General features: G+C 37.8%; 28 protein-coding genes and 1 tRNA gene. 20 read left to right on the forward strand and 9 right to left on the reverse strand.

All coding sequences use genetic code 11. The features are described 5' to 3' along the window. Positions 1-81: 81 nt before the first annotated feature. Positions 82-1,431 carry a histidinol dehydrogenase gene (gene hisD / locus O5639_RS05860; RefSeq protein ID WP_269623644.1) on the forward strand — a complete coding sequence of 450 codons (1,350 nt, stop codon included), beginning with the start codon at positions 82-84 and terminating at the stop codon, positions 1,429-1,431. On the opposite strand, the gene rpiA is transcribed toward hisD, so the two are convergent. Further along, entirely contained in the window at positions 1,418-2,128 is a 711-nt protein-coding gene (rpiA, locus tag O5639_RS05865) for a ribose-5-phosphate isomerase RpiA (protein WP_269623645.1), read from the reverse strand. The two genes, hisD and rpiA, sit on opposite strands and share 14 nt — an antisense overlap. Before the next feature lie 35 nt (positions 2,129-2,163). Next, positions 2,164-3,282, reverse strand: a complete 1,119-nt coding sequence (locus O5639_RS05870) for a trypsin-like peptidase domain-containing protein (protein WP_420063654.1) — start codon at positions 3,280-3,282, stop codon at positions 2,164-2,166. Positions 3,283-3,486: 204 nt separating this feature from the next. On the opposite strand from O5639_RS05870, the gene O5639_RS05875 reads away from it, so the two are divergent. Genes O5639_RS05875 through infB form a run of 4 tightly spaced genes read left to right on the forward strand, consistent with a single transcriptional unit; the run spans position 3,487 to position 9,333 of the window. After that, on the forward strand, positions 3,487-3,957 hold the full coding sequence (locus O5639_RS05875) for a ribosome maturation factor RimP (protein ID WP_269623647.1): 471 nt from the start codon (positions 3,487-3,489) through the stop codon (positions 3,955-3,957). Between the two features lie 55 nt (positions 3,958-4,012). Next, positions 4,013-5,452 carry a transcription termination factor NusA gene (gene nusA / locus O5639_RS05880; protein WP_269623648.1) on the forward strand — a complete coding sequence of 480 codons (1,440 nt, stop codon included), beginning with the start codon at positions 4,013-4,015 and terminating at the stop codon, positions 5,450-5,452. Beyond that, positions 5,449-5,724, forward strand: a complete 276-nt coding sequence (locus tag O5639_RS05885; protein ID WP_269623649.1) for a YlxR family protein — start codon at positions 5,449-5,451, stop codon at positions 5,722-5,724. Before nusA ends, O5639_RS05885 begins: the two co-directional genes overlap by 4 nt. 60 nt (positions 5,725-5,784) lie before the next feature. After that, a complete protein-coding gene (gene infB, locus O5639_RS05890; RefSeq protein WP_269623650.1) occupies positions 5,785-9,333 on the forward strand; it encodes a translation initiation factor IF-2 in 3,549 nt (1,182 codons plus the stop codon). 56 nt (positions 9,334-9,389) lie between these two features. Here infB and O5639_RS05895 read toward each other — a convergent pair whose 3' ends face one another. Beyond that, positions 9,390-9,656 (reverse strand): DUF3493 domain-containing protein, encoded by a 267-nt coding sequence (locus tag O5639_RS05895; protein ID WP_269623651.1) that lies wholly within the window; start codon positions 9,654-9,656, stop codon positions 9,390-9,392. Between the two features lie 34 nt (positions 9,657-9,690). Between O5639_RS05895 and O5639_RS05900 the strand changes: the two genes are divergently transcribed. After that, positions 9,691-9,762, forward strand: a tRNA-Thr gene (locus O5639_RS05900). 259 nt (positions 9,763-10,021) lie between these two features. Further along, positions 10,022-10,768: a GTP cyclohydrolase I gene (gene folE, locus O5639_RS05905; RefSeq protein ID WP_269623652.1), complete on the forward strand. Its 747-nt coding sequence runs from the start codon at positions 10,022-10,024 to the stop codon at positions 10,766-10,768. A gap of 680 nt (positions 10,769-11,448) precedes the next feature. On the opposite strand, the gene O5639_RS05910 is transcribed toward folE, so the two are convergent. Beyond that, positions 11,449-12,639 (reverse strand): hypothetical protein, encoded by a 1,191-nt coding sequence (locus O5639_RS05910; protein WP_269623653.1) that lies wholly within the window; start codon positions 12,637-12,639, stop codon positions 11,449-11,451. Positions 12,640-12,880: 241 nt separating this feature from the next. Between O5639_RS05910 and O5639_RS05915 the strand changes: the two genes are divergently transcribed. Both O5639_RS05915 and O5639_RS05920 read left to right on the forward strand, forming a co-directional pair. After that, positions 12,881-13,078, forward strand: a complete 198-nt coding sequence (locus O5639_RS05915) for a DUF3721 domain-containing protein (RefSeq protein WP_269623654.1) — start codon at positions 12,881-12,883, stop codon at positions 13,076-13,078. Between the two features lie 12 nt (positions 13,079-13,090). Continuing rightward, a complete protein-coding gene (locus O5639_RS05920) occupies positions 13,091-13,534 on the forward strand; it encodes a hypothetical protein (RefSeq protein ID WP_269623655.1) in 444 nt (147 codons plus the stop codon). Positions 13,535-13,667: 133 nt separating this feature from the next. On the opposite strand, the gene O5639_RS05925 is transcribed toward O5639_RS05920, so the two are convergent. Both O5639_RS05925 and O5639_RS05930 read right to left on the reverse strand, forming a co-directional pair. Next, the gene (locus tag O5639_RS05925; RefSeq protein ID WP_269623656.1) at positions 13,668-14,285 is read right to left on the reverse strand and encodes a hypothetical protein; all 618 of its coding nucleotides are present in this window, start codon (positions 14,283-14,285) and stop codon (positions 13,668-13,670) included. Between the two features lie 158 nt (positions 14,286-14,443). Next, on the reverse strand, positions 14,444-15,229 hold the full coding sequence (locus O5639_RS05930; RefSeq protein ID WP_269623657.1) for a metal ABC transporter permease: 786 nt from the start codon (positions 15,227-15,229) through the stop codon (positions 14,444-14,446). Between the two features lie 52 nt (positions 15,230-15,281). On the opposite strand from O5639_RS05930, the gene O5639_RS05935 reads away from it, so the two are divergent. Next, positions 15,282-15,683, forward strand: coding sequence for a Fur family transcriptional regulator (locus tag O5639_RS05935; protein ID WP_269623658.1), 402 nt, complete (start codon positions 15,282-15,284; stop codon positions 15,681-15,683). Between the two features lie 26 nt (positions 15,684-15,709). On the opposite strand, the gene O5639_RS05940 is transcribed toward O5639_RS05935, so the two are convergent. Then, the gene (locus tag O5639_RS05940; RefSeq protein WP_269623659.1) at positions 15,710-16,405 is read right to left on the reverse strand and encodes an ABC transporter ATP-binding protein; all 696 of its coding nucleotides are present in this window, start codon (positions 16,403-16,405) and stop codon (positions 15,710-15,712) included. 89 nt (positions 16,406-16,494) lie between these two features. Between O5639_RS05940 and O5639_RS05945 the strand changes: the two genes are divergently transcribed. The 8 genes from O5639_RS05945 (at position 16,495) to O5639_RS05980 (ending at position 22,567) form a co-directional block, all read left to right on the forward strand. After that, positions 16,495-18,012: a metal ABC transporter solute-binding protein, Zn/Mn family gene (locus O5639_RS05945; RefSeq protein ID WP_269623660.1), complete on the forward strand. Its 1,518-nt coding sequence runs from the start codon at positions 16,495-16,497 to the stop codon at positions 18,010-18,012. A gap of 34 nt (positions 18,013-18,046) precedes the next feature. After that, the gene (locus tag O5639_RS05950) at positions 18,047-18,388 is read left to right on the forward strand and encodes a hypothetical protein (RefSeq protein WP_269623661.1); all 342 of its coding nucleotides are present in this window, start codon (positions 18,047-18,049) and stop codon (positions 18,386-18,388) included. Positions 18,389-18,397: 9 nt separating this feature from the next. Beyond that, on the forward strand, positions 18,398-19,780 hold the full coding sequence (locus O5639_RS05955) for a CobW family GTP-binding protein (protein WP_269623662.1): 1,383 nt from the start codon (positions 18,398-18,400) through the stop codon (positions 19,778-19,780). After that, positions 19,768-20,841: a WD40 repeat domain-containing protein gene (locus O5639_RS05960; RefSeq protein ID WP_269623663.1), complete on the forward strand. Its 1,074-nt coding sequence runs from the start codon at positions 19,768-19,770 to the stop codon at positions 20,839-20,841. Before O5639_RS05955 ends, O5639_RS05960 begins: the two co-directional genes overlap by 13 nt. Positions 20,842-20,987: 146 nt before the next feature. Then, on the forward strand, positions 20,988-21,131 hold the full coding sequence (locus tag O5639_RS05965; protein WP_011295192.1) for a hypothetical protein: 144 nt from the start codon (positions 20,988-20,990) through the stop codon (positions 21,129-21,131). 126 nt (positions 21,132-21,257) lie between these two features. After that, positions 21,258-21,413: a hypothetical protein gene (locus O5639_RS05970; protein WP_155105439.1), complete on the forward strand. Its 156-nt coding sequence runs from the start codon at positions 21,258-21,260 to the stop codon at positions 21,411-21,413. Between the two features lie 153 nt (positions 21,414-21,566). Then, the gene (locus O5639_RS05975; RefSeq protein WP_269623664.1) at positions 21,567-22,196 is read left to right on the forward strand and encodes a 2OG-Fe(II) oxygenase; all 630 of its coding nucleotides are present in this window, start codon (positions 21,567-21,569) and stop codon (positions 22,194-22,196) included. A 215-nt stretch (positions 22,197-22,411) separates the two neighbouring features. Next, complete coding sequence (locus O5639_RS05980) at positions 22,412-22,567, forward strand: hypothetical protein (protein WP_269623665.1); 156 nt, start codon at positions 22,412-22,414, stop codon at positions 22,565-22,567. Between the two features lie 575 nt (positions 22,568-23,142). On the opposite strand, the gene O5639_RS05985 is transcribed toward O5639_RS05980, so the two are convergent. Continuing rightward, positions 23,143-23,349 carry a hypothetical protein gene (locus O5639_RS05985; RefSeq protein WP_269623666.1) on the reverse strand — a complete coding sequence of 69 codons (207 nt, stop codon included), beginning with the start codon at positions 23,347-23,349 and terminating at the stop codon, positions 23,143-23,145. A 356-nt stretch (positions 23,350-23,705) separates the two neighbouring features. Here O5639_RS05985 and O5639_RS05990 point away from each other — a divergent pair, with 356 nt between their 5' ends. Next, the gene (locus tag O5639_RS05990) at positions 23,706-24,215 is read left to right on the forward strand and encodes a hemagglutinin (RefSeq protein WP_269623667.1); all 510 of its coding nucleotides are present in this window, start codon (positions 23,706-23,708) and stop codon (positions 24,213-24,215) included. A gap of 47 nt (positions 24,216-24,262) precedes the next feature. On the opposite strand, the gene O5639_RS05995 is transcribed toward O5639_RS05990, so the two are convergent. Beyond that, on the reverse strand, positions 24,263-24,373 hold the full coding sequence (locus O5639_RS05995) for a chlorophyll a/b-binding protein (protein WP_269623668.1): 111 nt from the start codon (positions 24,371-24,373) through the stop codon (positions 24,263-24,265). Between the two features lie 194 nt (positions 24,374-24,567). On the opposite strand from O5639_RS05995, the gene O5639_RS06000 reads away from it, so the two are divergent. Then, positions 24,568-24,711 carry a hypothetical protein gene (locus O5639_RS06000; protein ID WP_269623669.1) on the forward strand — a complete coding sequence of 48 codons (144 nt, stop codon included), beginning with the start codon at positions 24,568-24,570 and terminating at the stop codon, positions 24,709-24,711. Positions 24,712-24,713 lie beyond the last annotated feature (2 nt).

The following is a 24,713-nucleotide window of genomic DNA, read 5'->3' on the forward strand; positions in this document are numbered from 1 at the left end:
TACCTCAAGACCATGAAGAAGATCTACATAATTCAAAATTAAGGCATAAGATAATCAAATTGAACCGATAGCCAAAAGTTCATGAAGCAAATAATTAATAAAAATGAGGTTCAAGAAACCCCGTCAAAGAAATTGACCATAAAAACAGCTATTAATATTGATCAAGCTAAGCTTGAACTCAAAAAAATTACTGATAGAACATCTGGAACCATTCAAGATCAAGCTATAAAGGTAGTTGACGAAATTCTTAAAAACGTCAGTGAAAGGGGGGATGAGGCGCTTAAGGAATACACTTCTCGCTTTGATGGGTTTTTAGCAGAGAAATTTCAAATTTCATCAGATTTAATGCTGAAAGCTTGGAAAGAAACTCCTAAGGAGTTACAAGATTCACTTTTATTAGCAAAACAAAGAATTGAAAAATTTCATAGTCTTCAGGTTCCAAAAAATATCACTTATACCGGCCCTCATGGTGAATCACTAGGACGAAGATGGAATCCTGTTAAAAAAGCTGGAATATATGTTCCTGGAGGAAGAGCAGCCTATCCAAGCACTGTGTTAATGAATGCCATTCCTTCTTATGTTGCTGGAGTTAATCAAACCATCATGGTTTCTCCTGCCAACTCTAAAGGGGAGTTAAACCCAACCGTACTAGCCGCAGCACATATTACAGGTATCAACAAAGTATTCTGTATAGGAGGCGCCCAAGCCATTGGCGCACTTGCTTTCGGAACTGAATCAATTCCAAAAGTAGATGTAATTACTGGACCAGGAAATATTTATGTAACTTTGGCAAAGAAAAAAGTTTATGGAAAGGTAGGAATTGATTCCTTAGCTGGTCCAAGTGAGATCCTAATAATCGCTGATAAATCAGCAAAATTAGAACATGTCGCATCAGATATGCTAGCTCAATCGGAACATGATCCTTTAGCTTCAGCAATACTAATAACTACTAACAAAAAATTAGCGGAAAGATTACCAGCGGAAATTGAACGACAATTAATTAATCATCCAAGATTGAAAATATGCCAAGAATCAATTTCAAACTGGGGGTTAATAGTCCTTTGTAATGATTTAGAAACTTGTGCAAAATTAAGTGATACTTTCGCTCCAGAACATCTTGAATTACTTGTAGAGGAACCAAAAAAATTATCAGAAAGCATCCAGAATGCTGGGGCAATATTTATGGGGCCATGGAGTCCAGAGGCTATTGGAGATTATCTTGGGGGGCCAAATCACACTCTTCCCACTTCAGGGACCGCAAGATTTGCTGGTGCTCTTGGGGTTGAAACTTTTATGAAAAATACTTCACTAATAGATTTTTCAGAAGAAGCCTTTAATGAGAATAAAAATGCAGTTGTGCATTTAGCAAATAGCGAAGGATTGCATAGTCACGCAGAATCAATCCGAATTAGAGATTCTAAATCTTATTAAGTGATTCAACAGCCACTTCGCCATTTTCTACTTTTCCAACTAATACTTCATCGGTCAGGTTTACAAAAAGACCGTTTTCAAGGACACCCGGAATATTGTTAATTTGACTCTCCAATAGTTCAGGCTTATCAATACCGTTCCTAAAAGTGAAATCAAGTATCAGGTTGCCCTGGTCAGTAACTATAGGTCCAGCCTTTTTCTGGGCCATCCTTAGATTTCCTTCTCCTCCAAGATTTATTAATGTTTTTTGTACTTGTTTCCAGGCAGATGGAAGAACCTCAACTGGTAATTTGAAATCAAGGTTTAATTTGTTGACAAGTTTTGTTGAATCAACAACAACTATAAATTTTTTAGCCAATGCAGCAACAAGTTTTTCCTGTACATGACAAGCTCCTCCACCTTTAATTAGTTGAAATTTGGGATCGACTTCATCTGCGCCATCAATTGCAAGGTCAATTTCTGATACAGAGGAAAGAGATTTAAGCGGTATTCCTAATTCAGAAGAAAGAACTTCACCCTGAAAGGATGTAGTCACTCCAACAACATCTTTAATTTCCCCTGATTTTATTTTCGCAGCAAGAGCTTCAATCATTAAAGCTGCAGTAGAACCAGAGCCAAGGCCAAGAATCATCCCATTTTTAATTTGATCTACAGCAGCTTTAGCGACTGCTTGTTTCATCTGGTTTTGGAGATCCATTAGTAGTTCCTTTTCGAGTGACAGTAGCAAGCTTCTTAGTTTATTCCAGGTAAAGCAGCAGGCTTAATAGAAAGATTAATCTCTTTATTATTGCGGAGAACTTCCAATTTGAAAGGCTTTCCTATTTCAGCATTCTCAACTTGCATAAGTAAAGAACTAGGATCATCAACCTGATCCCCTCCTGCATTAATTACAAGATCACCTCTTCTTAAACCTCCCTCCTCCGCTGGACTTTGAGGGATAACAGATTGAACAAGTGCTCCTGAACGTTCAGGCAAAAAAATTAATGCATTCGGATCTTGATTATGTTTCTTAGCTATTCTTTCATTCAATAAAACCAACTGAGCCCCTATATATGGATGAATAACTTCTCCATTAGCAAGCAGTTGATTCGAAACTTTTGAAGCAAGATTGATTGGAATTGCGAATCCAAGCCCAGCCCCTGGGCCTGATCTCACAAGAGTATTTATACCAATAACCTCTCCATTTGAATTTATTAATGGTCCTCCTGAATTGCCAGGGTTTATTGCTGCGTCAGTTTGAATTAAATCCAATCTCTTATCTGAGAAACCAAGTGAATTGATATCTCGATGAAGACTACTGATTATTCCAAGCGTGACAGTGCTTTCAAGGCCATAAGGAGTTCCAAGAGCAATTGCCCAGTCACCAACTTGAATATTTTCTGAATCTCCTAATTTTGCACTTTCTATCCCAGAAAACTCTTTAATCTTTACCAAAGCCAAGTCAGTAACTTGATCTGTTCCAAGAACTTTCCCATCCACCTGATTACCATTTTGAAGAGTAATTATCACATTATCAACTCTTTCCACCACATGAGCGTTAGTGAGAACTAATCCAGAATTATCAATTATCACCCCCGAACCCTGACCCCTCTCTTTCTTTGGGAAAGTCCCCAAATCCCCTAGAAGATCTCTAAGTAAAGGATCCAATAGATCAGATTCAAATTCATCAGTTTGAATTTCCCTTTCAATATCAATCCTGACGACCGATGGTGAAACCTTACTAGCGACATTGGCAACAAAACTATGAGATTCAATTACTTGAAAATCCTCTGAAGCGAAAATAGGTATTGGTCCAAACAAAAGGCAAAAAATGATCGAAGCAAGGAAAAAAATATTGCTCAATCTCCTCATAGTTTCTAAGTTTTTTAGTCGGAACATAACGAATATATCCTTCCAGAACAATAAAGTGGATCAATGCAAAATAAGAAGAAACTGATTTTAGAGGTAACCGAAACCTTTATCTAGTAATATTTAATTGCCTGACGGTACCTCTTTAAATAGGGGTGGGTCAAAACTCAAACCGCTCGGGCTTCTGCCCGACTTAGAAACTGTTTTTTGGCTAATCAAACCGTTACAGAATTGAAAGCTATCACAACAAAGTCAGCAAATAATCATGGCTTTGATGTAACGGATTTTAAGATGTTTACTCATCTCAATCCCTTATCAATTCAGGTAAATATCCGACACAAAAATCCTAAAAAGCAAGTCACTATTGAGGACTGCTCAATTCTCAGTCAACACATAGATGAAGTTATTCAAGGTTCTTCAATCCTTAATCAAGCTTTCACTTTAGAAATCAGCAGCGAGGGAATTGGTGAAATCTTAACTAAAGAAAATGAATTTCAAGTTTTTAAAGGTTTTCCAATTGAAGTTACTTATCAGGATTTAAAAAAAATTGAACAACAAACAACTGGTTTGCTTCTAAAAAGGACAGATAATGATCTTCAAATAAATCAAAAAGGCAAAACTCAGCGAATCCCAGTAGAGGACATTATTCAAGTCCGACTCACAACACCCTCTGGTTAAAATCTAGATATCAACTATCTAACCCAATCATTCTCATCTCTATATCCCATCATCGATGGCTCTTGTTCTACTCCCAGGCTTAAATAACTTAATTGAAGACATAAGTGAGGAAAAAAAACTTCCATCACAAGTTGTCGAAGCTGCTTTGAGAGAAGCACTTCTAAAAGGTTATGAACGATACCGAAGAACGCTTTATTTAGGTATCAGTGAAGATCCCTTCGAAGAAGATTATTTTAGTAACTTTGATGTTGGTTTAGATTTAGAAGAGGAAGGCTATAGAGTTTTAGCTAGTAAAATAATAGTTGAAGAAGTTGAGAGTGAAGATCATCAAATAGCAATAGTTGAAGTTATGCAAGTTGCTGATGATGCTCAAGTAGGAGATACCGTTGTCCTTGATGTGACTCCAGAGAAAGAAGATTTTGGAAGAATGGCTGCCTCTACAACCAAGCAAGTTTTAGCTCAAAAATTGAGAGATCAGCAAAGAAGAATGATTCAAGAGGAATTTGCTGATCTTGAGGATCCTGTTTTAACTGCCAGAGTTATAAGATTTGAAAGGCAATCAGTAATCATGGCAGTAAGTTCAGGGTTAGGAAGACCAGAGGTAGAAGCAGAGCTCCCAAGAAGAGATCAATTGCCAAATGATAATTATCGAGCAAATGCAACATTTAAAGTATTCCTTAAAGAAGTCAGTGAAATCCCTAGAAGAGGGCCTCAACTTTTTGTAAGCAGATCAAATGCTGGACTGGTTGTCTATCTATTTGAAAATGAAGTTCCTGAAATTCAAGAAGGTTCCGTGAGAATTGTTGCTGTTGCTCGTGAAGCAAATCCACCCTCAAGAGCTGTGGGCCCCAGAACAAAAGTAGCTGTTGATAGTATTGAAAGAGAGGTGGACCCTGTAGGAGCATGCATTGGTGCTAGAGGTTCTCGAATTCAACAAGTAGTCAATGAACTTCGTGGAGAAAAAATAGATGTAATTCGTTGGTCTGCTGACCCTGTTCAATACATCTGTAATTCATTAAGTCCTGCAAGAGTTGAAGTGGTAAGACTTGTGGATCCAGAAGGTCAGCATGCCCATGTACTTGTTCCTCCAGATCAACTTAGCTTGGCCATTGGAAGAGAAGGGCAAAATGTAAGACTTGCTGCAAGGCTGACGGGTTGGAAAATAGATATTAAAAATTCCCAAGAATATGATCAAGAAGCTGAAGATTCTGAGGTTGCAGAATTAATTTCACAAAGGGAAGAAGAAGAGTCTTTACAGAGAGATGCTGAGCAGAGATTAGAGGCAGAACAAGCAGCTAGAGCTGAAGAAGATGCTCGTTTACGAGAGCTTTATCCGTTACCAGAAGATGAAGAAGACTTTCAAGATGAACTATTATCAAATATCGATACAGATGGAACAGGAACTGAAGTTGATGAAATTGATATTGAAGAAACAATCGAAGAAGCGGCTACTGATGAGGATAAAATAGTTATAAAAGAGGAAGGAACCCGGTGAGTGAAAGTCCCATTCTGCGTAGATGCGTAGCTTGCAAAAAAGTTCTTGATCGCAAGTGTCTTTTGAAAGTTACTAAAGATTTTCAGAATGGAGTAGTTCTCTCAGGAGGAATGGGAAGATCAGCCTATCTATGTCCAACTGAATCATGTTTTGAAGAGGCTTTGAAACGTAAACGATTACAAAAAGCTTTGAGAAGTGATATTCACTCAAGCGTTTTCAAAATGCTCCAAAAACAACTTAATGCCTGCATTGATTCAGATACTGAGGCATGATGTTAATAAAGAGAACTCAGTCAACTCAAAAACCAAATCTAAAGTTCAAGCACAACATTAATGACCAGCAGCGGCAAAATCAGAATTTATGAATTGTCCAAGGACTTAAGCCTTGACAATAAAGATGTGCTAGACGCAGCTCGAAAACTTGCCATAGCAGCAAAGAGCCATAGCAGTTCTATTAGCAGTCTTGAGGCAAATCAAATTAAAGATTTTCTAAAAAAAGACAATAACGGAAGAACGGCCAGCAAGCCCAGTAAAAAATTAGACAAGGAAATTCTTTCAGTTAAAAAAAGCGCTGGTAAAACTCAAAAAAATCAGAGACCTGAACTTAAGCAAAACTCTCCTGATCCTTCAGAGCTCTCCAAGGCGAAGTTAAATGTACCTTTACAGCCAAGTCAAACATTAGTTAAAACTCAACAATCTACTCAAGCAAATAAGCAAAAAACTTTAAAAAATACATTTCCTGCACAACAACAAATAAAAGAACCCTCTAAACCAAATAAACCCCTGCCTCCTAAGCGAAGAGAAGAAGTAAAACCAACTATATCTAAACCCTTGATTCAAGCTGAGAAAGGAATTCCTCTTGGCGAACCAAAAAAAGATAAGAAATTCATAAATCAACCAAAAAGTTCTGAATCAGAAAAATCAGTTAATAAACCGCAACCAACTTATCGTCAAGAGCCTAAGAGACCACTAGCGCCTCCAAGTAGACCAAAAATAAATATTCAAGATAAAAAACACCCTAATAACCAAAAACAAAAAGGAAGGATTAATCAAGGTGGTATTTCTTCTCAGAAGATTAGTTCAGGGAATTTTCAAAAAATCAAAAGTCAAAACAAACAAAATTATCCTTCAAGAACACCTCAGCCCCCAACAAAAGGAAACACCCTTGAACTTGTAGGTGCCCCTATAAGGAGAGAGAAACCTATAAATAAACCACAGACTAATGAAGCAAAAAACAAACCATTAACTCCAGCGAGACCTGGAGCGCCAAACCCGCCAGCATCTGCAAATCGTCAAAGATTATCTAATCGACCTGTTCCTAATAACAGAGCAGGAGTAGGAGCAAGTCGCCCTGGGGCGCCAAATCGGCAAGGTCCTAGTCGAGGTGGAGTAGCCAATCGACCTATTCAAGTTCAAAATCGTCCAGGGTCTAATAATCGAGCTGGAGCACCAGTTCGTTCTGGATCTCTAAATCGAGGCGGTGGACAAAATAGGCCTGGAGTCCCTAGCAGAGCAGCTGGTGGGCCAAGTCGTGCAAATAATCGTCCAGGTGTTCCATCTGGCATGAGAAAACCAGTTGCACCAAGCGAATTGATGCAACTGCAAAAGCCACAAGCCAGGCCTAGTGCTCCTCAAAGAAAGTCGGATTCTCCAACGAGTCCTAGACCCAAAAGAGAAAACTCAACTGGAGGAGCAAGGCCACCTGTTAATAGGCCAACTCCAGCAGCTCCTAAAAAGCCAGCTCATAGGCCCGGTGGTTCCGCCGCTGCTCCAAGAAGGACAGGCAGACCTGATTGGGATGACAGTGCAAAACTCGATGCTTTAAGAAATAAATCGCCTCAAAAGCAACGTCAAAAAGTCCACATCATTGGGGAAAATGATGATGCACTAACTGCAGAGACGAGTGGATTTGCAGGAGAACAACAAGCAGTCGTTCTTTCAGCAAGCTTGGCTCGACCATCGAAGCCTAAATCTGGGAAAAGAAACAATGGCAAGCCTTTAACCGCTCTAAAAAAACGTAAGAAAGAAACAACTCGTCAAAGACAACGTAGACGTGCCATGGAATTAAGGGCCGCAAGAGAAGCAAAACTTGTAAGACCTGAGATGATTGTTGTTCCTGAAGACAATCTCACAGTTCAAGAACTTGCTGACATGTTGAGTGTTGAAAGCTCTGAGATTATAAAATCCTTATTTTTTAAAGGTATTACTGCCACTGTCACTCAATCACTAGATCTAGCAACAATCGAAACAGTTGCTGAGGAATTCGGTGTGCCCGTACTGCAAGACGATGTTGAAGAGGCTGCGAAGAAGACTGGTGAGATGATTGAAGAGGGAGACTTGAAACATTTAATCAGAAGGCCTCCCGTAGTTACTGTGATGGGTCACGTAGACCATGGGAAAACATCTTTACTAGATGCGATTAGAAAAGCAAGGGTCGCAGCAGGAGAAGCTGGAGGTATCACTCAACACATTGGTGCTTATCAAATTGAGACTGAACATGATGGATCAACTAAGAAACTAACTTTTCTTGATACTCCTGGCCATGAAGCCTTCACAGCAATGAGAGCTAGAGGGACAAGGGTTACAGATGTTGCGATTTTAGTGGTAGCTGCTGATGACGGTGTTAGGCCTCAAACCCTTGAAGCTATTAGCCATGCAAGAGCAGCAAAAGTCCCCATTGTCGTAGCAATTAATAAAATAGATAAAGAAGGCTCTTCGCCCGACCGTGTAAAACAAGAGTTATCAGAACAGGATTTACTATCTGAAGAGTGGGGAGGAGACGTAGTAATGGTTCCCGTTAGTGCCATCAAAGGTGAAAACATAGATAAACTTTTAGAAATGGTTTTGCTTGTAACTGAAGTAGAAGATTTACAAGCCAACCCAGATAGATTGGCAAAAGGTACGGTTATAGAGGCACACTTAGATAAAGCGAAAGGACCAGTTGCAACATTACTGGTGCAAAACGGTACTCTTAACTCAGGAGATGTAGTTGCAGCTGGACCAGTGCTGGGAAAAGTAAGGGCTATGGTAGATGAAAATGGATCACGAATCAAAGAGGCAGGTCCATCATGTCCAGTAGAAGCACTTGGATTTAGTGAAGTCCCAACAGCTGGTGATGAGTTCGAGGTTTACCCAGATGAAAAGGCTGCCAGAGCAGTTGTTGGAGAACGTGCATCAGATGCTCGGGCAGTAAGACTTGCTCAGCAAATGGCATCCAGACGAGTATCACTTTCTTCGATTTCCGGCCAGGCAAGTGAGGGAGAATTGAAAGAATTAAATATCATCCTCAAAGCTGATGTGCAAGGAAGCTTAGAAGCAATACTTGGTTCTTTAGAGCAGCTTCCTAAAGACGAAGTCCAAGTAAGGGTATTGCTATCAGCTCCTGGTGAAATTACTGAAACTGATGTTGACTTAGCAGCGGCCTCTGGTGCAGTCATCGTTGGATTCAATACTTCAATGGCATCGGGTGCCAAGCGCGCTGCTGATGCGAATGGTGTTGACGTAAGAGATTACGAGGTTATTTATAAGCTTTTAGAAGATATCCAATTAGCCATGGAGGGTCTTCTAGAACCAGAAATGATAGAAGAAGCCTTAGGTGTTGCTGAAGTTAGAGCAATATTCTCAATTGGCAAAAGTGCCGTTGCTGGTTGCTATGTAACAAATGGAAAAATACAAAGGAATTGTCGAGCCAGAGTCAAACGAGGAAAACAAATCGTTTTTGAAGGCGATCTAGATTCACTGAAAAGAAATAAAGATGATGTGAAAGATGTATCAACAGGCTTCGAATGTGGAATTGGATGTGATCGCTTCGCTAACTGGGAAGAAGGTGATCAAATAGAAGCCTTTAAGCTTGTAACTCAAAGAAGAAAATTGACTAATTAACTTAGCTACTTAGTTCAATAAAAATCTGAATCACTTTAATCATTTAAATCAAAAAACTAATCATCATCTTGTTTATTTCTATCTTTAAATAATAAAAAACCAAGAATTAATAGTGCTGAGGTTTGGATTGCAAGATCATTAATAGAGACAGTATCTCCCCCAATAATATTAGTAACCATAATAAAAAATCCTAGAGCAGCTGACCCGAAAAGCGCTATCCAAACAGCTCTTCTTAATCCCCGATAAGGATTTTTTGACTCTTTCAAAAGTCGATCTCTTAAATTTGGATCCAAGCTAGATCCAGGCTTATTAGGATAATTCAAAAAACAAATCAAAAGATGATAATTTAATTCTAATGCCGGTGTAGCTCAGGGGGAGAGCAACTGATTCGTAACCAGTAGGTCGGTGGTTCAATTCCACTCATCGGCATAAAGTTATTAAATGGCTTTAGAGAGAAGTTTCCTGTAAGTAGATCAGCTCAAAAACCACTTTTTAAGATATTTCTTCATTAATGAAAACAAAGATAACTACTGAAATAACTGAGACTTTTCCCCTAGAAAATAACTGTGACCAATGATTCAAAGAAAAGCGCCTAGGTATTCTGTTCATAACGAAAGTGATCTCGATATGTTAGGGTCTTAGCGCTCTAAATGTATGTCACCGGTTTTTACCCTTACAAATAAAGGTTATGACTTCTACCGCTCCTAATGAGAATGTTAAGGATAATTTAAAAGATCAAATTTCTTGCAAATTAGTCTCAGAAATAATTCGCGAACGTATACAAGCAAATGGAGCCAGATTCCACGCAAATGATAATATTTCCGATTTCATTCAGCCTGGTGAACTAGAAACTCTTGAGAGAGAAGTTGCCACAAGAGTTAGAGAATTACTGAAAACTTTATTGATTGATGTTGATAATGACCACAATACTCAAGAAACTGCAGAACGCGTTTCGAGAATGTATCTAAATGAAGTATTTAAAGGCAGATATCACCCTCAACCCAAGGTTACTAATTTCCCTAATGACAGAAATTTAGATGAAATTTATACACTTGGACCAATTACTGTACGATCTGCATGTTCTCATCACTTTGTTCCAATTCTTGGTGATTGCTGGATAGGAATAAAACCTGGAGAAAAAGTTATTGGAATCTCTAAGTTTGCAAGAGTAGCTGATTGGGTCTTTTCTAGACCACATATTCAAGAAGAAGCCGTAATGATTCTTGCTGATGAAATAGAACGATTATGCGAACCCAAAGGTCTAGCAATTCTAGTTAAAGCGCAACATTATTGTATGAAATGGCGAGGAGTAAAAGAACCCGAAACAAGCATGATCAACTCAATCGTTAGGGGTGATTTTCGCCACGATACAAGTTTGAAGCAGGAGTTCTTCGAACTCGTGAAACAGCAGTCAAACTTCGGTAAAAACTACTAAACCAACGTATAGAGTGTTTAGTTATTACAACTTTTGAAAAATCTCTCTTAGAGAAAAGAGGGGTCTAATAAAGATGGAGGATAAGTAAGCAAAAATAGCCTGTTATTGCTCTTAACTGCGACAAACACACCCTCCATGGTGTGCTGTAACCATTGTTCTTGATAAGAAATCTCTGCAAAATCAACATTTGTTCCAACTGGAGGGCAAAACCGATACATGAGTCCTGATAAGACTTATCTCATGTTGTTGTCGATTTCATAAGCAAGTTGACTTAATCCCATCCTTTTTTTCAATTCGAACTCTATGAGCCTCTACATGTAAACCAAATTATTGAATATTTTTCACTGTAAACAAATTCTGATTTGATTTTTCCTTAATAGGCATCAAAGATGTACCGATATGACTCTCGACGTTCGAAAGATCCATTCCCCATTCCAAGCCTTCAACATATGCAAAAACTTATTGAGAAACAACTTGAACCACAAAAGCACAAACTAGAATTAAAATATGTTTAGGAGCCTTAGACATTGATAAGATTTCAACCCTTTTTAAATTTGTTAATAGAAATCTATGTATGAAAATTCATTGTTTTAGCACTTCATTAGTTCAATCTCTGTAATTTAGCAATTTTTATATTGACTACTCAATTAGCTTAATCGAGGGAAAAACAAAAATTAGTATCAGAACTTGAAAGTAGTTTTTACAAAAGCTCCGTTAATGTCTTCACAACCATCTTTCTCTATAACAAAGATAGCTGGAGTAACTGTGACGCTATCGTTCACCATGAAATCATAAAAAGCTTCCCAAGCCAAAGGATCATCATAACCAGTGTCATCTCTATGAGTTTCGGCTGTTCCAATGCCAAATCCAAACTTATTCCCCTCAATAAACGCATCATTCCATAGGAAGCCAACAGACCATGTATTGCCATCCTCCACCTTATTCATTGCAGTATCAGGACTATCCTCGTTTTCAGGATTCTTCCAACCAATACCAGCACTCAAGCTGTAGTCGTCTCCAAATTTATAGCTACCACTAATTCCATAAGAAGAGTAATCATTAGCGTCAGGAGAATCATCAGTATTCCCATTATCCGCTTGGGTATAGGCAGCCGCAAGAGTAAATTTCTCATCAACCCAGGCCAACTGAGTTGTTAGGTGGTCTTTGGCTACATCAGTTAAAAACCCAATAGAAGAATTTGATGCGTCTTCTGAAACGAAGAGTGCAGAAGCAACTAATTTGTCATGGGACCAAGTAATGCCAGCACCAGCTCCCATTTTTTTGGAATAAGTATCATTCGCTCCTGCCTGGTTTAGGACAAATAAAACCCCATCGCCTGGGTAAGCACTTGGCCACACACCAAGTAAATCATCTTGACGAAGCTTGGGGCCAAAAGTTACTTGAATATCGTCTCCAACAGGGAATTGGTAATAAGCCTTGTGAAGTTCTAACGAATCACTACTACTAAAAGCAGTCTCTAATCTTGCCTCACCCATCATTCCGAAGGGCTCCATCATCCCAAAATTACCTACGCGAACAGCAGTCTTAAGCATGTCTTGGCCAGTAAAACTGGTCATAAACATCAGCTTTGTATCGTAATGAAAAACTGTCCCATCCTTTTCCTCAGAAGTAGACATTCCACCCATTCCACCCATTCCACCCATTCCAGAATCGCTCACGCCATCTACTCCACCCAAAACAAAGGTCGTCTTACCCATAAACATAGTTGAGGGGTATGAATCTCCCATATTCATATGACTACTATGGTGATCATGATGACCTTTATGATCGCCACCTCCTGCTTCAACAGCCATTGGAGCCATTAAGCCTAACGCAGCAGGAACCAAGAGTAATCGCGAAAAGAGCTTCATAGATCTCACAAATACTAGTTAAACTAGTAAAACTATATATAGATGCAAATATAACCTCAAACACTTGCGAGAGCGATAGCATATGTGCTTTTCGCTACAAAGATTATGTGTGTTTTGCTACAAATATTCAAGGTCTTTTGCTGACAACGTTCACTATTTAATTAACCTAAAGCTAGACGAACTAGATGAACCTAGAAAGATGAGCAATCTCAAGCCTATTTTCACCGCCATCATAATTTTCATGTCGTTTTCACTGATGGGATGCTCAGGTAATTCCCAAACAAACGGAACTCCTGCACTTTTTGAAACGAAAGCAGAAGCTGAAAAAGCAGCAAAAAATTTCAATTGCACTGGAGCTCATAAGATGGGAGATAAATGGATGCCTTGCAAAAGGCATACAGATCATGAATCTCATGATGGGCATCACCATCATCACTAAAATTGTTAAATAATGACAAATTCAAATAGTACCGATCAGAACAATTCCGAAAGTCCTTCTCATTGCGGAAGTAAACCAAAAAAAATTGCATTTGGGATAGCACCACTCGGATTTATATCCATTGGAATTGTTCCCATGGGAATTGTTACCATTGGGATTGTTCCCATGGGCGTCGTTTCTATAGGCGTAGTAGCTATGGGAGTCGTGAATGCCTCAATAGTAGGAATGGGAATATTTTCTGCAGGAATAACAACTATGGGTCTAAAGGTGTGGAGTCCGGACAATAATGCTATTCACGAGTCAATCAATCGTTCACATTCTCCTTCTTCAAAAAATATATATGCATATCCAACTAAAGCTCAGGCAGAGATCGAAGCCAAAAAGATCGGATGCAATGGTGTCCATAAGATGGGTGCATTATGGATGCCTTGTGCAATCCATATCAACCCTAACTAATATTGAAGTAATTAAGAATTTTAAAGTTGTGAGATAAATTTCTTGGAAATATATTTACAAAAGACTCAATCAACCTCCCTGTTTTTTAACAAATTAGGATTTAATTAACTTTCAAAAATTGATCTTAATTGGTCTAAGAATATATATCTTCAACTAACTTTGAACCCTTTTCGCAAATTTGCTCCTGTGAAGGGAACTCTTTATCGGAGCAACAACATTCTCCTCTATCTGAATTGTTGATCCAATTAATAATCCCTGTTCGGATTGGTTGAGGACATACGTCTCCTTCTTTGAGGTGATTAATTTCTTCGCTTGTTAAAGGATCAGCATGTTCAATAAAAAGAGACTCTTTAAGTCTAAAAGAACATGTCTCATCCCATTGTTCAAAACAATTTATATGGTTTATAAAATCATTCCATGCCTCTTTCATTGATCTATATCCCTTTCTTTGTAATTCTTTTCTAAAAACAGCTTTGATAAATTCATTAAAATTTTCTAATTCTTGAGATGTAAAAGGTTGAGTTCTTTGAGCTTTAAGTGCTGGCAATTGAAGATTATTTTCAATTAATTGAAGCCTTTGTTCAATTTTTTGAAATCTAGAATCTATCGATTCAGCCGGAAGGTTCTCTATTTGATTAACAAAACAATCAGAGACAAAACCAACCAATGATTTACCAGAAATCCTGGCATTCTCTTTAATCTTTTCTAAGAGTTTTGGATCAATACTTACATTAAGTTGCGTTCTCTTCATGATTCAATCAATAAAAGGACGAATTAGAAATCAACTTGTTCTATTTTATTCAAACTAAAATCAAATCGTTGTTATTTTCAGATTTCTTGATCTAATCCTAGATTCTTAGAGTCTCATCAAATATAGCCAAAAAAATTATGAAAATTTTGTATTCAATTCTAATTATTCCTTGGAAGCAAGATCAATGAAATTACACAAAGAACACTAATAAGTGGGCCTGGAGGCAAATTCATAAACATAGCGAACGAAAAACCAACGATCGATAAAACTAATCCAAATATGGAAGATCTAATCATCGCAACCCATAGAGAGCTAGCTTTCTGTAAACCCAACAAAGTTGGAGTTGAGAGTAACGCAATCACAAGGATGACCCCGACTGCTGACATTGAGCTCACAATGACAAGTGCAGTGGTAAATCCCAGAGCTAAATTTAAAAAAGACACATTAACGCCACTTGAGGCAGCTCCTTCTGGGTCTAAACCAATATGAACAAGCTTGTCGTACCCAAAAAGCATTAGGCAAATGAATGCCGAGAACGCAATCAAAGTTCTTAATAAATCGCTCAAATTTGCAGTTAATAAATCTCCAAACAAAACAGCCTCTAAATCAATCCTGATTCCAAGTAAAGGTATAAGCAAAACTCCAAGTCCCATCGAACCAGCAAGAATTGTATTCATTACAGCTTCATAATTTTGATTTTTCTTATTTGTCAAACTCTCTGCTGCAATAGCTCCCACTAATCCGCTTAAGACACCTCCAATAGATGGGTCAATGCCAAGCGCCATAGCCAAGGCAAGTCCTGGCAAAACACAATGTGAAATTAAATTGACTTGAAGAAGCCTTTTATGAGTTATCAATACTGTCCCCATGGCAGGACAAAGCACTCCTGAAAAGGAAGTTATCAGAAGAGGAATTATCCACCAATTTGTATTGATAAAAGACATTAAGCAAATGATTCAGTATGTTCAGTAAAGAGATCAAATTAAGATCTTGCTAATGAATACAAGCAAGCCTGACATCACTAAGAGACAGCAACAGCTTCTCAATGAACTCAAAAAATGTACTGATGAATTGAGTGGACAAGAACTGCATAGAAAACTTCATAATGGTGAAAAGGCAATGGGTTTAACGACTGTATACAGGAACTTGCAAGCGTTAGTAAAGCAAGGCTTGATACGCTCGAGGCATCTCCCGAACGGTGAGGTCTTTTATGCCCCAGTTGAAAGAGATATTCATCATTTAACTTGCGTAAGCTGCGGAGAAACCACTCAATTGCAGGGATGCCCCGTCAAAACAATGCACGCACCCCCTAAAGCCTCTAAAAAATTTGAGCTGTTGTTTCATACTCTTGAATACTTTGGTCTCTGCCAAAATTGTTCCCAAGAATTGAATGCTTGATTGAAATGCATAAAGATAAATCAGAACTATATTTTCCATCTCAGATAATTAATTGAACTAAGTTTTTCCTGCACCTCTTCGGGGTTGCCAGAAGCTAAAATAATCTTATCTAGAACAACAACCTTGTCATAAGCATTTAAGGACGTCCCCCAATCGTGACTACTAACGAAAACCGTCAGCCCCGAATCAGCTAACTGACGGATGATTAATAGGAAGTCTTCTTTTGCAGGAGGATCAAAGGCGGAACACGGTTCATCAAGAAGAAAAATTTTGGCAGGATTCATCAAGGTTTTGGCGAGTAATGCTCTTTGTTGCTGACCACCAGATAAAGCATCAAGTCGCCTTTTTGCCAAATGAGATATTCCAACACGTTGAAGAGCCGCTTCTAATTCACAACAAGTGGATTTAGAATGATTTACTCGGCCCAAAGCAACTAATCCTTCAACAGTAATTGGAAAATTCCAATTCAGCTTTCCCCTCTGAGGCATTAAAGCCACTTGAGATCGATTATTATTCAAAGGCTTTCCGTCAACAGTAATTTCTCCTTGATCCGGCTTGCTACTACCTTGCAGCAAGCTTAATAATGTAGACTTACCAGCGCCATTCGGACCAACAAGAGCAGTCAAAGTACCTTGCTCAAGCTTTAGAGAAACCTTGCTTAAAGCAGGTTTGATATTACTCGAATAGGAATATGTCACATTTTCAGCAATCAAACTAGACATCAATTAGAGGATTTGCTGACAAGAAACATAATATACTTGCCAAGACCAAATGAAAATGATTATCGTTTTAGATACGCTTAATATTTTTGATGTCGAATTTTTCTAATCAGTCCAAAAAGGCTAAGCCCATAATCAATAAAACAGTTCTCAAAAGTTCTCTTGTTGCTGGAGCATTTTTATTTTCTGGAATTAATCAAAGTGCACAGGCAAATTCAAAACCAATTGTTGCCGTAGAGCCATTAGTCTGCGATGTCGTTTCTGCGATTGCACCACCTTCAACACCTATAACCTGCTTAATTGATAGAAAACAAGATGTTCATGATGTCAAAATCACTCCAAGGCAAGCTCAAACACTAAAAAGTGCAAACCAAGTATTTACTCTTGGTTCAGAGATGACCCCTGCAATGAAAAAATGGTTAGATAATCCTTTAACTGTTGTTGTAGGCGTAAGTGCAATAGAAATAGACGATCATCATGACGATCACGATGATCATTCAGCTGCTAAGGATGATGACCACGACGATCATTCAGCTGCTAAGCATGACGATCATGACGACCACGATGATCATGGCGATGCCCATGGAGAGGGAGCTTTTGAATGGGCTGGTGTTTTTGATCTTTCAGCAGGAACATACAAATGGTCTTTTGCCAAAGTCGATGGAGACTATGCTGATCCTGCAATGAAAATGGTTATTCTCAACTCTGGTGATATTGAAGCATCAGAAGAGCTTGCTAAAGAATTATTAGGGTCTCAGAATTCAGAAACTAAACGCAATAATGACAAACTTGTTGCGCAGGAAAAAGCATATTTTCTCTCATTTAATGAGAAGAAAGACATCACAACATTTACTGTAGAAATCAAAAAAGCTGGTAAATATGCATTCTTTACTGAGCATATGCCTTTTGAATTTGAAGCCGACGAACATTTCTTTAAGGATATTTCAGGCGACGATGTTGAACCGATTGCTCAAGTCCCAGATGAAGGCGATCACCATCATCACCATGACCATGGTGGGCTAGATCCTCATATCTGGCATGACCCTCATAACATCATCAAGATGGGAAATGTCATTTCTAAAAATATCAATAAGAAAATTTCCTTCTTTGACAGAGAAACAAAAAAAGTTTTAAAAGAGAGGACTCAAGCCGTTAATTCTATTTTGGAAGATCTCGATTTATGGACTCAAAAACAAGTTGCCACAATTCCTACTGATCGAAGGACAATCGTTTCTAAGCACAAAGCGATGGAATATTACGGTGATGCATTTGGCTTGAAGACTTTAAGTCTATTAGATTACGTTGGTGATTCTTCCAGCCTCAGACCAGAGACTATTTCAACGGTAATAGCTGAGCTGAAAGAAGAAAACGTAAAAGTATTATTCGCTGAGCAAAAGCCTCCTTCCAAGCTATTGAAAAACCTGAGCAGACAAACTTCCACCCCTATTGCAAGAAATCAGATCTTTGTTGATGGTCTAATGCTAGAAGGGAATACTGTTTCAGTAGCAGTACACAACACATGTACAATTGTTGATTCGCTTGGTGGAGAATGTGACGAGAAAGAGGGTGATGAACTTGAGAGTAAATGGAGTGATTTAACTAACCCTTAACTTTTACAGATGCAATCCTGTCTACATTGATAAAATGCAGACCAGGATTGCAACAACAATGTTTCCATCTAAAGGGTTTAACGCCTACAGACAACACTGGGAAGATCAGGCAAGTTTTATGGATCAAGCCCCATGGGATAGAGATAAAATCTTAAAACTTACTATCTCAACTGACTTCGATGACAATTTAAAAGAACTTCAATTTTCAAATCATTCGCTTAAGAAAGAAAATGGAAAAAATACAGTAAAATTAAAAGTTCCTTACAATTATTTTGAGCTAGATGATTTTGAATCAAAGTCACTAGATTTATTGGGAATACAAGAGAATTGGCTAACTGATATTTCTCTTGACAACTCTCATTGTTCACATTATTAGTTAAAGGAAATGAGCATTAAGGAAAAAGTACCGGTGACCATATTGACTGGTTTCCTAGGATCTGGCAAAACTACTCTACTTAATCGAATCCTGAGCGAAGAACATGGTAAAAAAATAGCTGTTATTGAAAATGAATATGGTGAAGTTGGTATTGATCAAGGATTAGTAATCAATGCTGACGAAGAGGTCTTCGAGATGTCCAATGGTTGCATTTGCTGCACCGTTCGGGGTGATCTTATTCGTGTACTTGGAAACCTCATGAAGAGGCGAGACAAATTTGACTATGTATTAGTTGAAACTACTGGCCTTGCTGATCCTGGTCCTGTCGCTCAGACATTCTTTATGGACGATGAAATCCGTGAGGAGTTTTCACTTGATGGAATAGTCACACTTGTTGATGCAGCCCATATAGAGCAACAACTTGGTCGAAGTGATGAGAGTTCGGAGCAAGTTGCCTTTGCTGACGTCCTTGTTCTAAATAAAACCGATCTAGTTTCAGATGAATCACTCGACAACTTAGAATCACGGCTACGCGACATGAATCGTATGGCTCGTGTCATACGCAGTAAACAAGCAGACGTCTCAATTGATACTGTGCTAAATCTAAGTGCTTTTGATCTAGATCAAGTACTTCAGCGTCGTCCAACTTTTCTTGAACCAGAATACCCATTTGAGTGGACAGGTGTTTTTTCACTTGAAAAAGGTCGCTATGAGCTTACGCTCGAAGAAGGTCCAGACCCCACAATGTCTCTTGTCCAGTTATTAGACCAAGGTAAAGACGAGACAGCTCTTAACACAGGTGCTGAATCATGCGTGAGACTCTACGCAGAACAAGAACAACTTATGAATCCAGGGGATTTGGTTCCAGTCGGCAAGCATGTGAGCCTTCAACTTCAATCCGAAGGGACTAAGTCCTTCTTCATAGATGTTGATAAGGCAAGGGATATAGGTCTATTCACGCAACATACAGCCGAAGAATTTAATATGAAATTAACGAAAGTAAATACTCCTTCTACAGACGAGATAGATAATGATCAGAACATCTCTACAATTTCTCCAATAGCTGAGAGGGTTTGGGTAGCTGAACACGAACACGATGACGAAGTAGGTTCATTCGCTATCGAGCGAGAGGGTAATGTAGATCCGGAGAAACTCAATAGATGGCTAAGTCGACTTTTGTCTGTGAAAGGTGTGGATATATTTCGCACTAAAGGTTTCATTAGTTATGCGGGTGAATCTAAGCGAATAGTTTTTCAAGGAGTACACATGCTCTTCACAGCACAACCTGATAAAGAATGGGGCAATGAACCTCGCCGTAACCAACTCGTCTTTATCGGTAGAAATCTTGATGAAGCAGAAATGATCAAGGAGTTTGATAAATGCCTGGTATAGAAGCATTTAGTCCCAAGGGAATGCTTCATGAAAGTTGGTCTGCTCAAGCTAACGACTACGCGATTGTCTGCGGCTGGGCACTACAAGGTAAAACTTTTTTAGTAGGTGATGTCGCTGGTGGGCTTTATGCATTTGAGGGAATATCTGGAAAGCTCATTTGGCAAATAAAAGACATACATAAAGGTGGCTTACTCGCAATGTCTATACATCCAAATGGAAAGACTTTTGCAACTGCTGGGCAAGATGGACATGTAAATATATGGGAAAGCCAAAAGGGTACGTCAACTAAAACTTTGGAACTTGGGAAAGGATGGGTTGAGCACATCAAGTGGTCCCCAGACGGAAAATTTTTAGCTGTAGTTTTTACTAAATACGTCTATGTTTTTGATGATAAAGGTCAAGAACATTGGCGATCAGATGAGCATCCCAGCACTGTCAGCGCGATTGCTTGGTCTAATTCAAATGAATTAGCAACAGCATGCTATGGCCAAGTCACTTTTTTTGATGTAGTAAACGACAAGATCAATCAAAAGTTGGAATGGCGAGGCTCACTAGTATCGATGGTGCTTAGTCCAGATGGAGACATAGTGGCATGCGGCAGCCAAGATAATTCTGTTCATTTCTGGCGTCGTTCAACTGATCAAGATTCAGAGATGACAGGCTACCCAGGTAAACCAAGCCACCTAGCTTTTGATCAAACCGGCACAGTCCTTGCTACTGGGGGTAGTGATCGCGTGACGGTTTGGAGTTTTCAAGGCGATGGTCCTGAGGGAACTGTACCAGGAGAGTTATTGCTTCATACGGAACCCATTTCATGTCTTGCTTTCTCACACAGCGGGATGCTTTTAGCTTCTGGCGCGAGAGATGGTTCAGTTTTTTCTTGGTTTCTCCAAAAAGATGGTCAGGGTGATCCAGTTGGTGGTGCATTTGCCGGTGACCTTGTAAGCCAAATCGCTTGGCACCCTGATGACACTGCCTTGGCTGCAATAAATGCAAACGGAGGAATTACTGTTTGGGAGTTTAAGGTTCGGACGAAAACGTCAGCTCAAGGATTCGGATAAGGTCAAAATTTCTTATTTCCAATAGATTCTCGAGAGCTACTCGATTGCTATTGGCTAGAAAATTAAAAACCCAACAAGAGGAGTTTTTACTGATGTATAAATATTCCACATAAATTATATATGGTTATATCCCACTAGAGGACTCAATGAAAAAAACAATTCTTTGGCTTCAAGAATTACTCATTTCGATGGGAAATGCTCTATTTCATCCCTATAAAGATAACTCACCTCCAAGTTTTGAGGCACAGCCTTTCAGAGATGACCCTTATAAGAACCGAGGAATTGCATAGTTAAGGTCAAAATTGTTTTAAATTTCAAAGAGAGGTTCAACTGGGCCTCTTTTTTATTATCTATTTACGAGAAGAGAAAGTAACGACCGAACCATAAAGAATTAGAGAATGTGCTTTAATAAGCGCATGAAAACACAGATTAAGAAGAAGTTAAGCACAAGTAATTCTGGCGTTAACTTAAAAAAAACCGACAAAAAACAACCTACTTGGCATTTTGAAGTTGAAGGTAGCGGTCAAAGAAAGAGATATTTAAGATCTCTGAAAGACAAAGCTGTAGCTTAATTTATAGCCTTTTAAGAAAACAACTTCATCTAAATCAAACACAACCCCTAGCCAACTAAAAGAGGGTAAAAGTCCCTATATGATTTTTATTGAATTAGTACTTTCACGGGATTTAAAGTATCCAGAGATCGAAAAACCCTTAAAAAAAATCCTATGAATTTAATAGCTAGTTATAGAAATAAAGGTTTTGAATCTGTTGCAGATGGTGTGATGTCATTTTTCGATCGTCGCACAGACTTGCATCGCAATGGAATCGCCTTCAGCAATGGATCAAATAATGATTCAGATCCTGCAAAAATTTCTACTGATATCAGCCTTGTAGCCATAGATCGTAGCGACCCAGAAGCATTTGCACTCTCTGAGGTCATTGTAAGAGGCGTCGATGCTGGGCTTCAAAAATACCTTCAAGATCGTCCTCTTTTTAGTAAATGCTCCCCAGAACAATCACTATTTATCAATCCAATTTTCAACATACAACGTTACGCCCCTGGAGAAGGATTTAAAAAATGGCATTGTGACTGGACGATTAGCGAAGAAGCAACCGAACCGGTTCATAGAGTTTTAGCCTGGATTCTCTATTGCAATGATGTCGAATCTGGAGGTACAGAATTTCACTGGCAGGAATATCATGAAACAGCTGAACGAGGAAAATTAGTTATTTTCCCTGCTGGTCTTACACATATTCATAGAGGTCGAGTTAATAAGACTCATCCAAAAACGATCGCGACCGGATGGATCAATGCGGGTTCAAGAGATTCATATATTTCTAGACTAGCTCGATAGTTAATGACTAATTTCATTCATTTAATAAGACCTCTCATTAGGAATATTCAATCTAATTGCCACTAATTCTTTAATGAATCACGAGTTCAGATCTAGATTAATAATAATTTTTGAAGAAACTTCAACAGATTGGGAATGTATTGTGTATCATCAAACGACGTTCAGCTCAATTTGAGTCGCAGTTAGATTCAAGCCATGGAACGGGGACTTGAACATTGAAAATCATTCCAATGGCTGAGCTAACTTACAGAGGACTTAAGTACACTCAAAACAAATCTGCTAAAGGGTCACAAGAAGTGCACTTGCAATATTGTGGTCATGAAATCATGAGTAAAAGAATCCATGAAGCAATGAAAGCAGAGATGGGTTAATAAATAAAGTCCAAAAACTGAATTTCTAAAACATATTAGAATTTTTAATTATATATTATTAATTTATAATTTTTTAAAAATAAATAACCAAGTAGATTTAATTATTTGAATCAACATATACAGATTTAATTATTTGATTCCTTTATTTATATATTCTTTAATTTCCAACATGCAATACGAGCCAGGAACGATAGATTGTCATATTTTCTTAGAATGCAAAGAGCAAATAGAGAAAATGCTCCTCAGATTAAACAAAGTAGAAAATACTGAACATATTTGCGATCAACTACAGTCTATTTACAAACAAATAGAAGGTATGCACGAGTTGAAAAAAGTCAAACGAAAAAAAATGCTATCTAATAAAGAATTGATTAAATAAATTCAGAAGATATAAAAATTGTTCATAAATTTCTGATTTTGTATCAATTAGTTCTTAACTTATTCAACTAAATTCCTATAACTATTTTATCAGAAAACCCGTTCCAAAGTTTTCTGTAGGGAGGTCACCACTACTGGGAAGGGTGTTGACCTCCCTCCCAAATCCACTAGAAAAACAAGTTTATCTAGTGGATTTACTAATTAAATCCTAGTTTCAAAGTTCCCCAAAGATCAAATGCGCCAAATAAGAAAGCTATAAAAACCAAGTCCCATGCTTTCTGCTTAATAGCCCATGGGGCAAAAAAGACCTCACCAATCCCATGAAGCGCTGCTCCTACTCCTAGATGATTTAAAACCAAAAGGCCATGTGATAATAAAAATAATCCGCTAGCGAAGTATCTCAAAAATATATCGCAAGTTATGAGTTTAATTTTTTTTTATGTTCGAAAAAGTTATCGCTGTTGCGGGGATAGATTTAAAGGTTTTAATCATTTCATCAACCAAAAGTTTTTTATTTTTAATAGGTGATTTAGCCATGACTTAATAATATTTTACATGATCTAACTTATTAATATTTTTCATAATCTTTTGTATCATTAATTGCTTTGTGAGCTAACTAGAACAAATCATATTTGATGCCTTTTAGTAAAATTAAATACTCTTCTTCTTGCCCAAAAGATAATTAATTCGCTAAAAGTGAATTAATTAATACAGTTAGATATATTTATTCCAGTAATGTTTGAAAAAAATAAATTTTTTGATGAAACTCAATTTTGTGCCGGTTAATATTTTTCGAGAGACTCCTGAAGTAACTTTTTTAGATGCCAGTGTTGAAGGTTCAAATGGTAGTGATGTCGTTATTCATAGAGGAGGAGCAACTTCACCTCCTGATTTAAATGGCTTTGAGCAATATTATGTACACCATCATCAAATAGATAATAATCTTGTAGTTGAGGGAGATAGAACCTTCACACTATTAAATCCTCTTTGGGATGAACCCCATCACATAATTTATCTTCATAGATTCATGGGTGCACTTCAAATACCTATCGGTACATTTCATAGATCAATATCAGGAAAAGATGGAAGTATTGTTATCAATCAGGCAATTAGAGACAAACAATTTGAATCGAATACAGAATTTAATCCTATAAGTATTGAAAACAGAATTGATCTAAAACAAGCAAAATCTACAGAGCCTATTATCTGGTTATGGAAAGATGGAGAAATTAAAAGAATAAAATATTCTCTATTTTTAAAAGTAGCTTAATTTAAGTAGGTTTTATTAAAACCTACTTAAATTCATATATATAATATCTAAGCAATACTTAACTTAGATACTATTTCAAGTAATAAAATAACTAATACACCTGACATTGCAATTCTGCCATTAACTATCTCAGTTTTGCTTAATCTTTCGAAGGACATGCAATAGACGCGCTTGATCCACTTATAACAAACTAAATAAATAGAGCAAGTATCAAAAAATGCTTTTTAATGTTAATTAAATAAATTAGTATTATCTTTAAAAATCAAAGTCTACAGCCCAAAAAATCTTGTATCTATCAAGACAGAATGAAAATAGTATGATAAATAACTATATAAAAAAGATTCAGTAATAAATGAGTCCGCTCTTCAAATGCCTTGGCTGTGGACAAAATATCGAAAGGTCAACAAAGACTTTTTGGAAAAAAAAAGGTCATATTCTTTGCTCTACTTGCCAAGACAAAATAGAGCAAGAAACTGCTTTTACTCAAACAAAATAGAC

Origin of the sequence: Prochlorococcus marinus str. MIT 1214 (assembly GCF_027359355.1) — a bacterium.
In the GTDB taxonomy this organism is placed as follows: domain Bacteria; phylum Cyanobacteriota; class Cyanobacteriia; order PCC-6307; family Cyanobiaceae; genus Prochlorococcus_B; species Prochlorococcus_B marinus_F.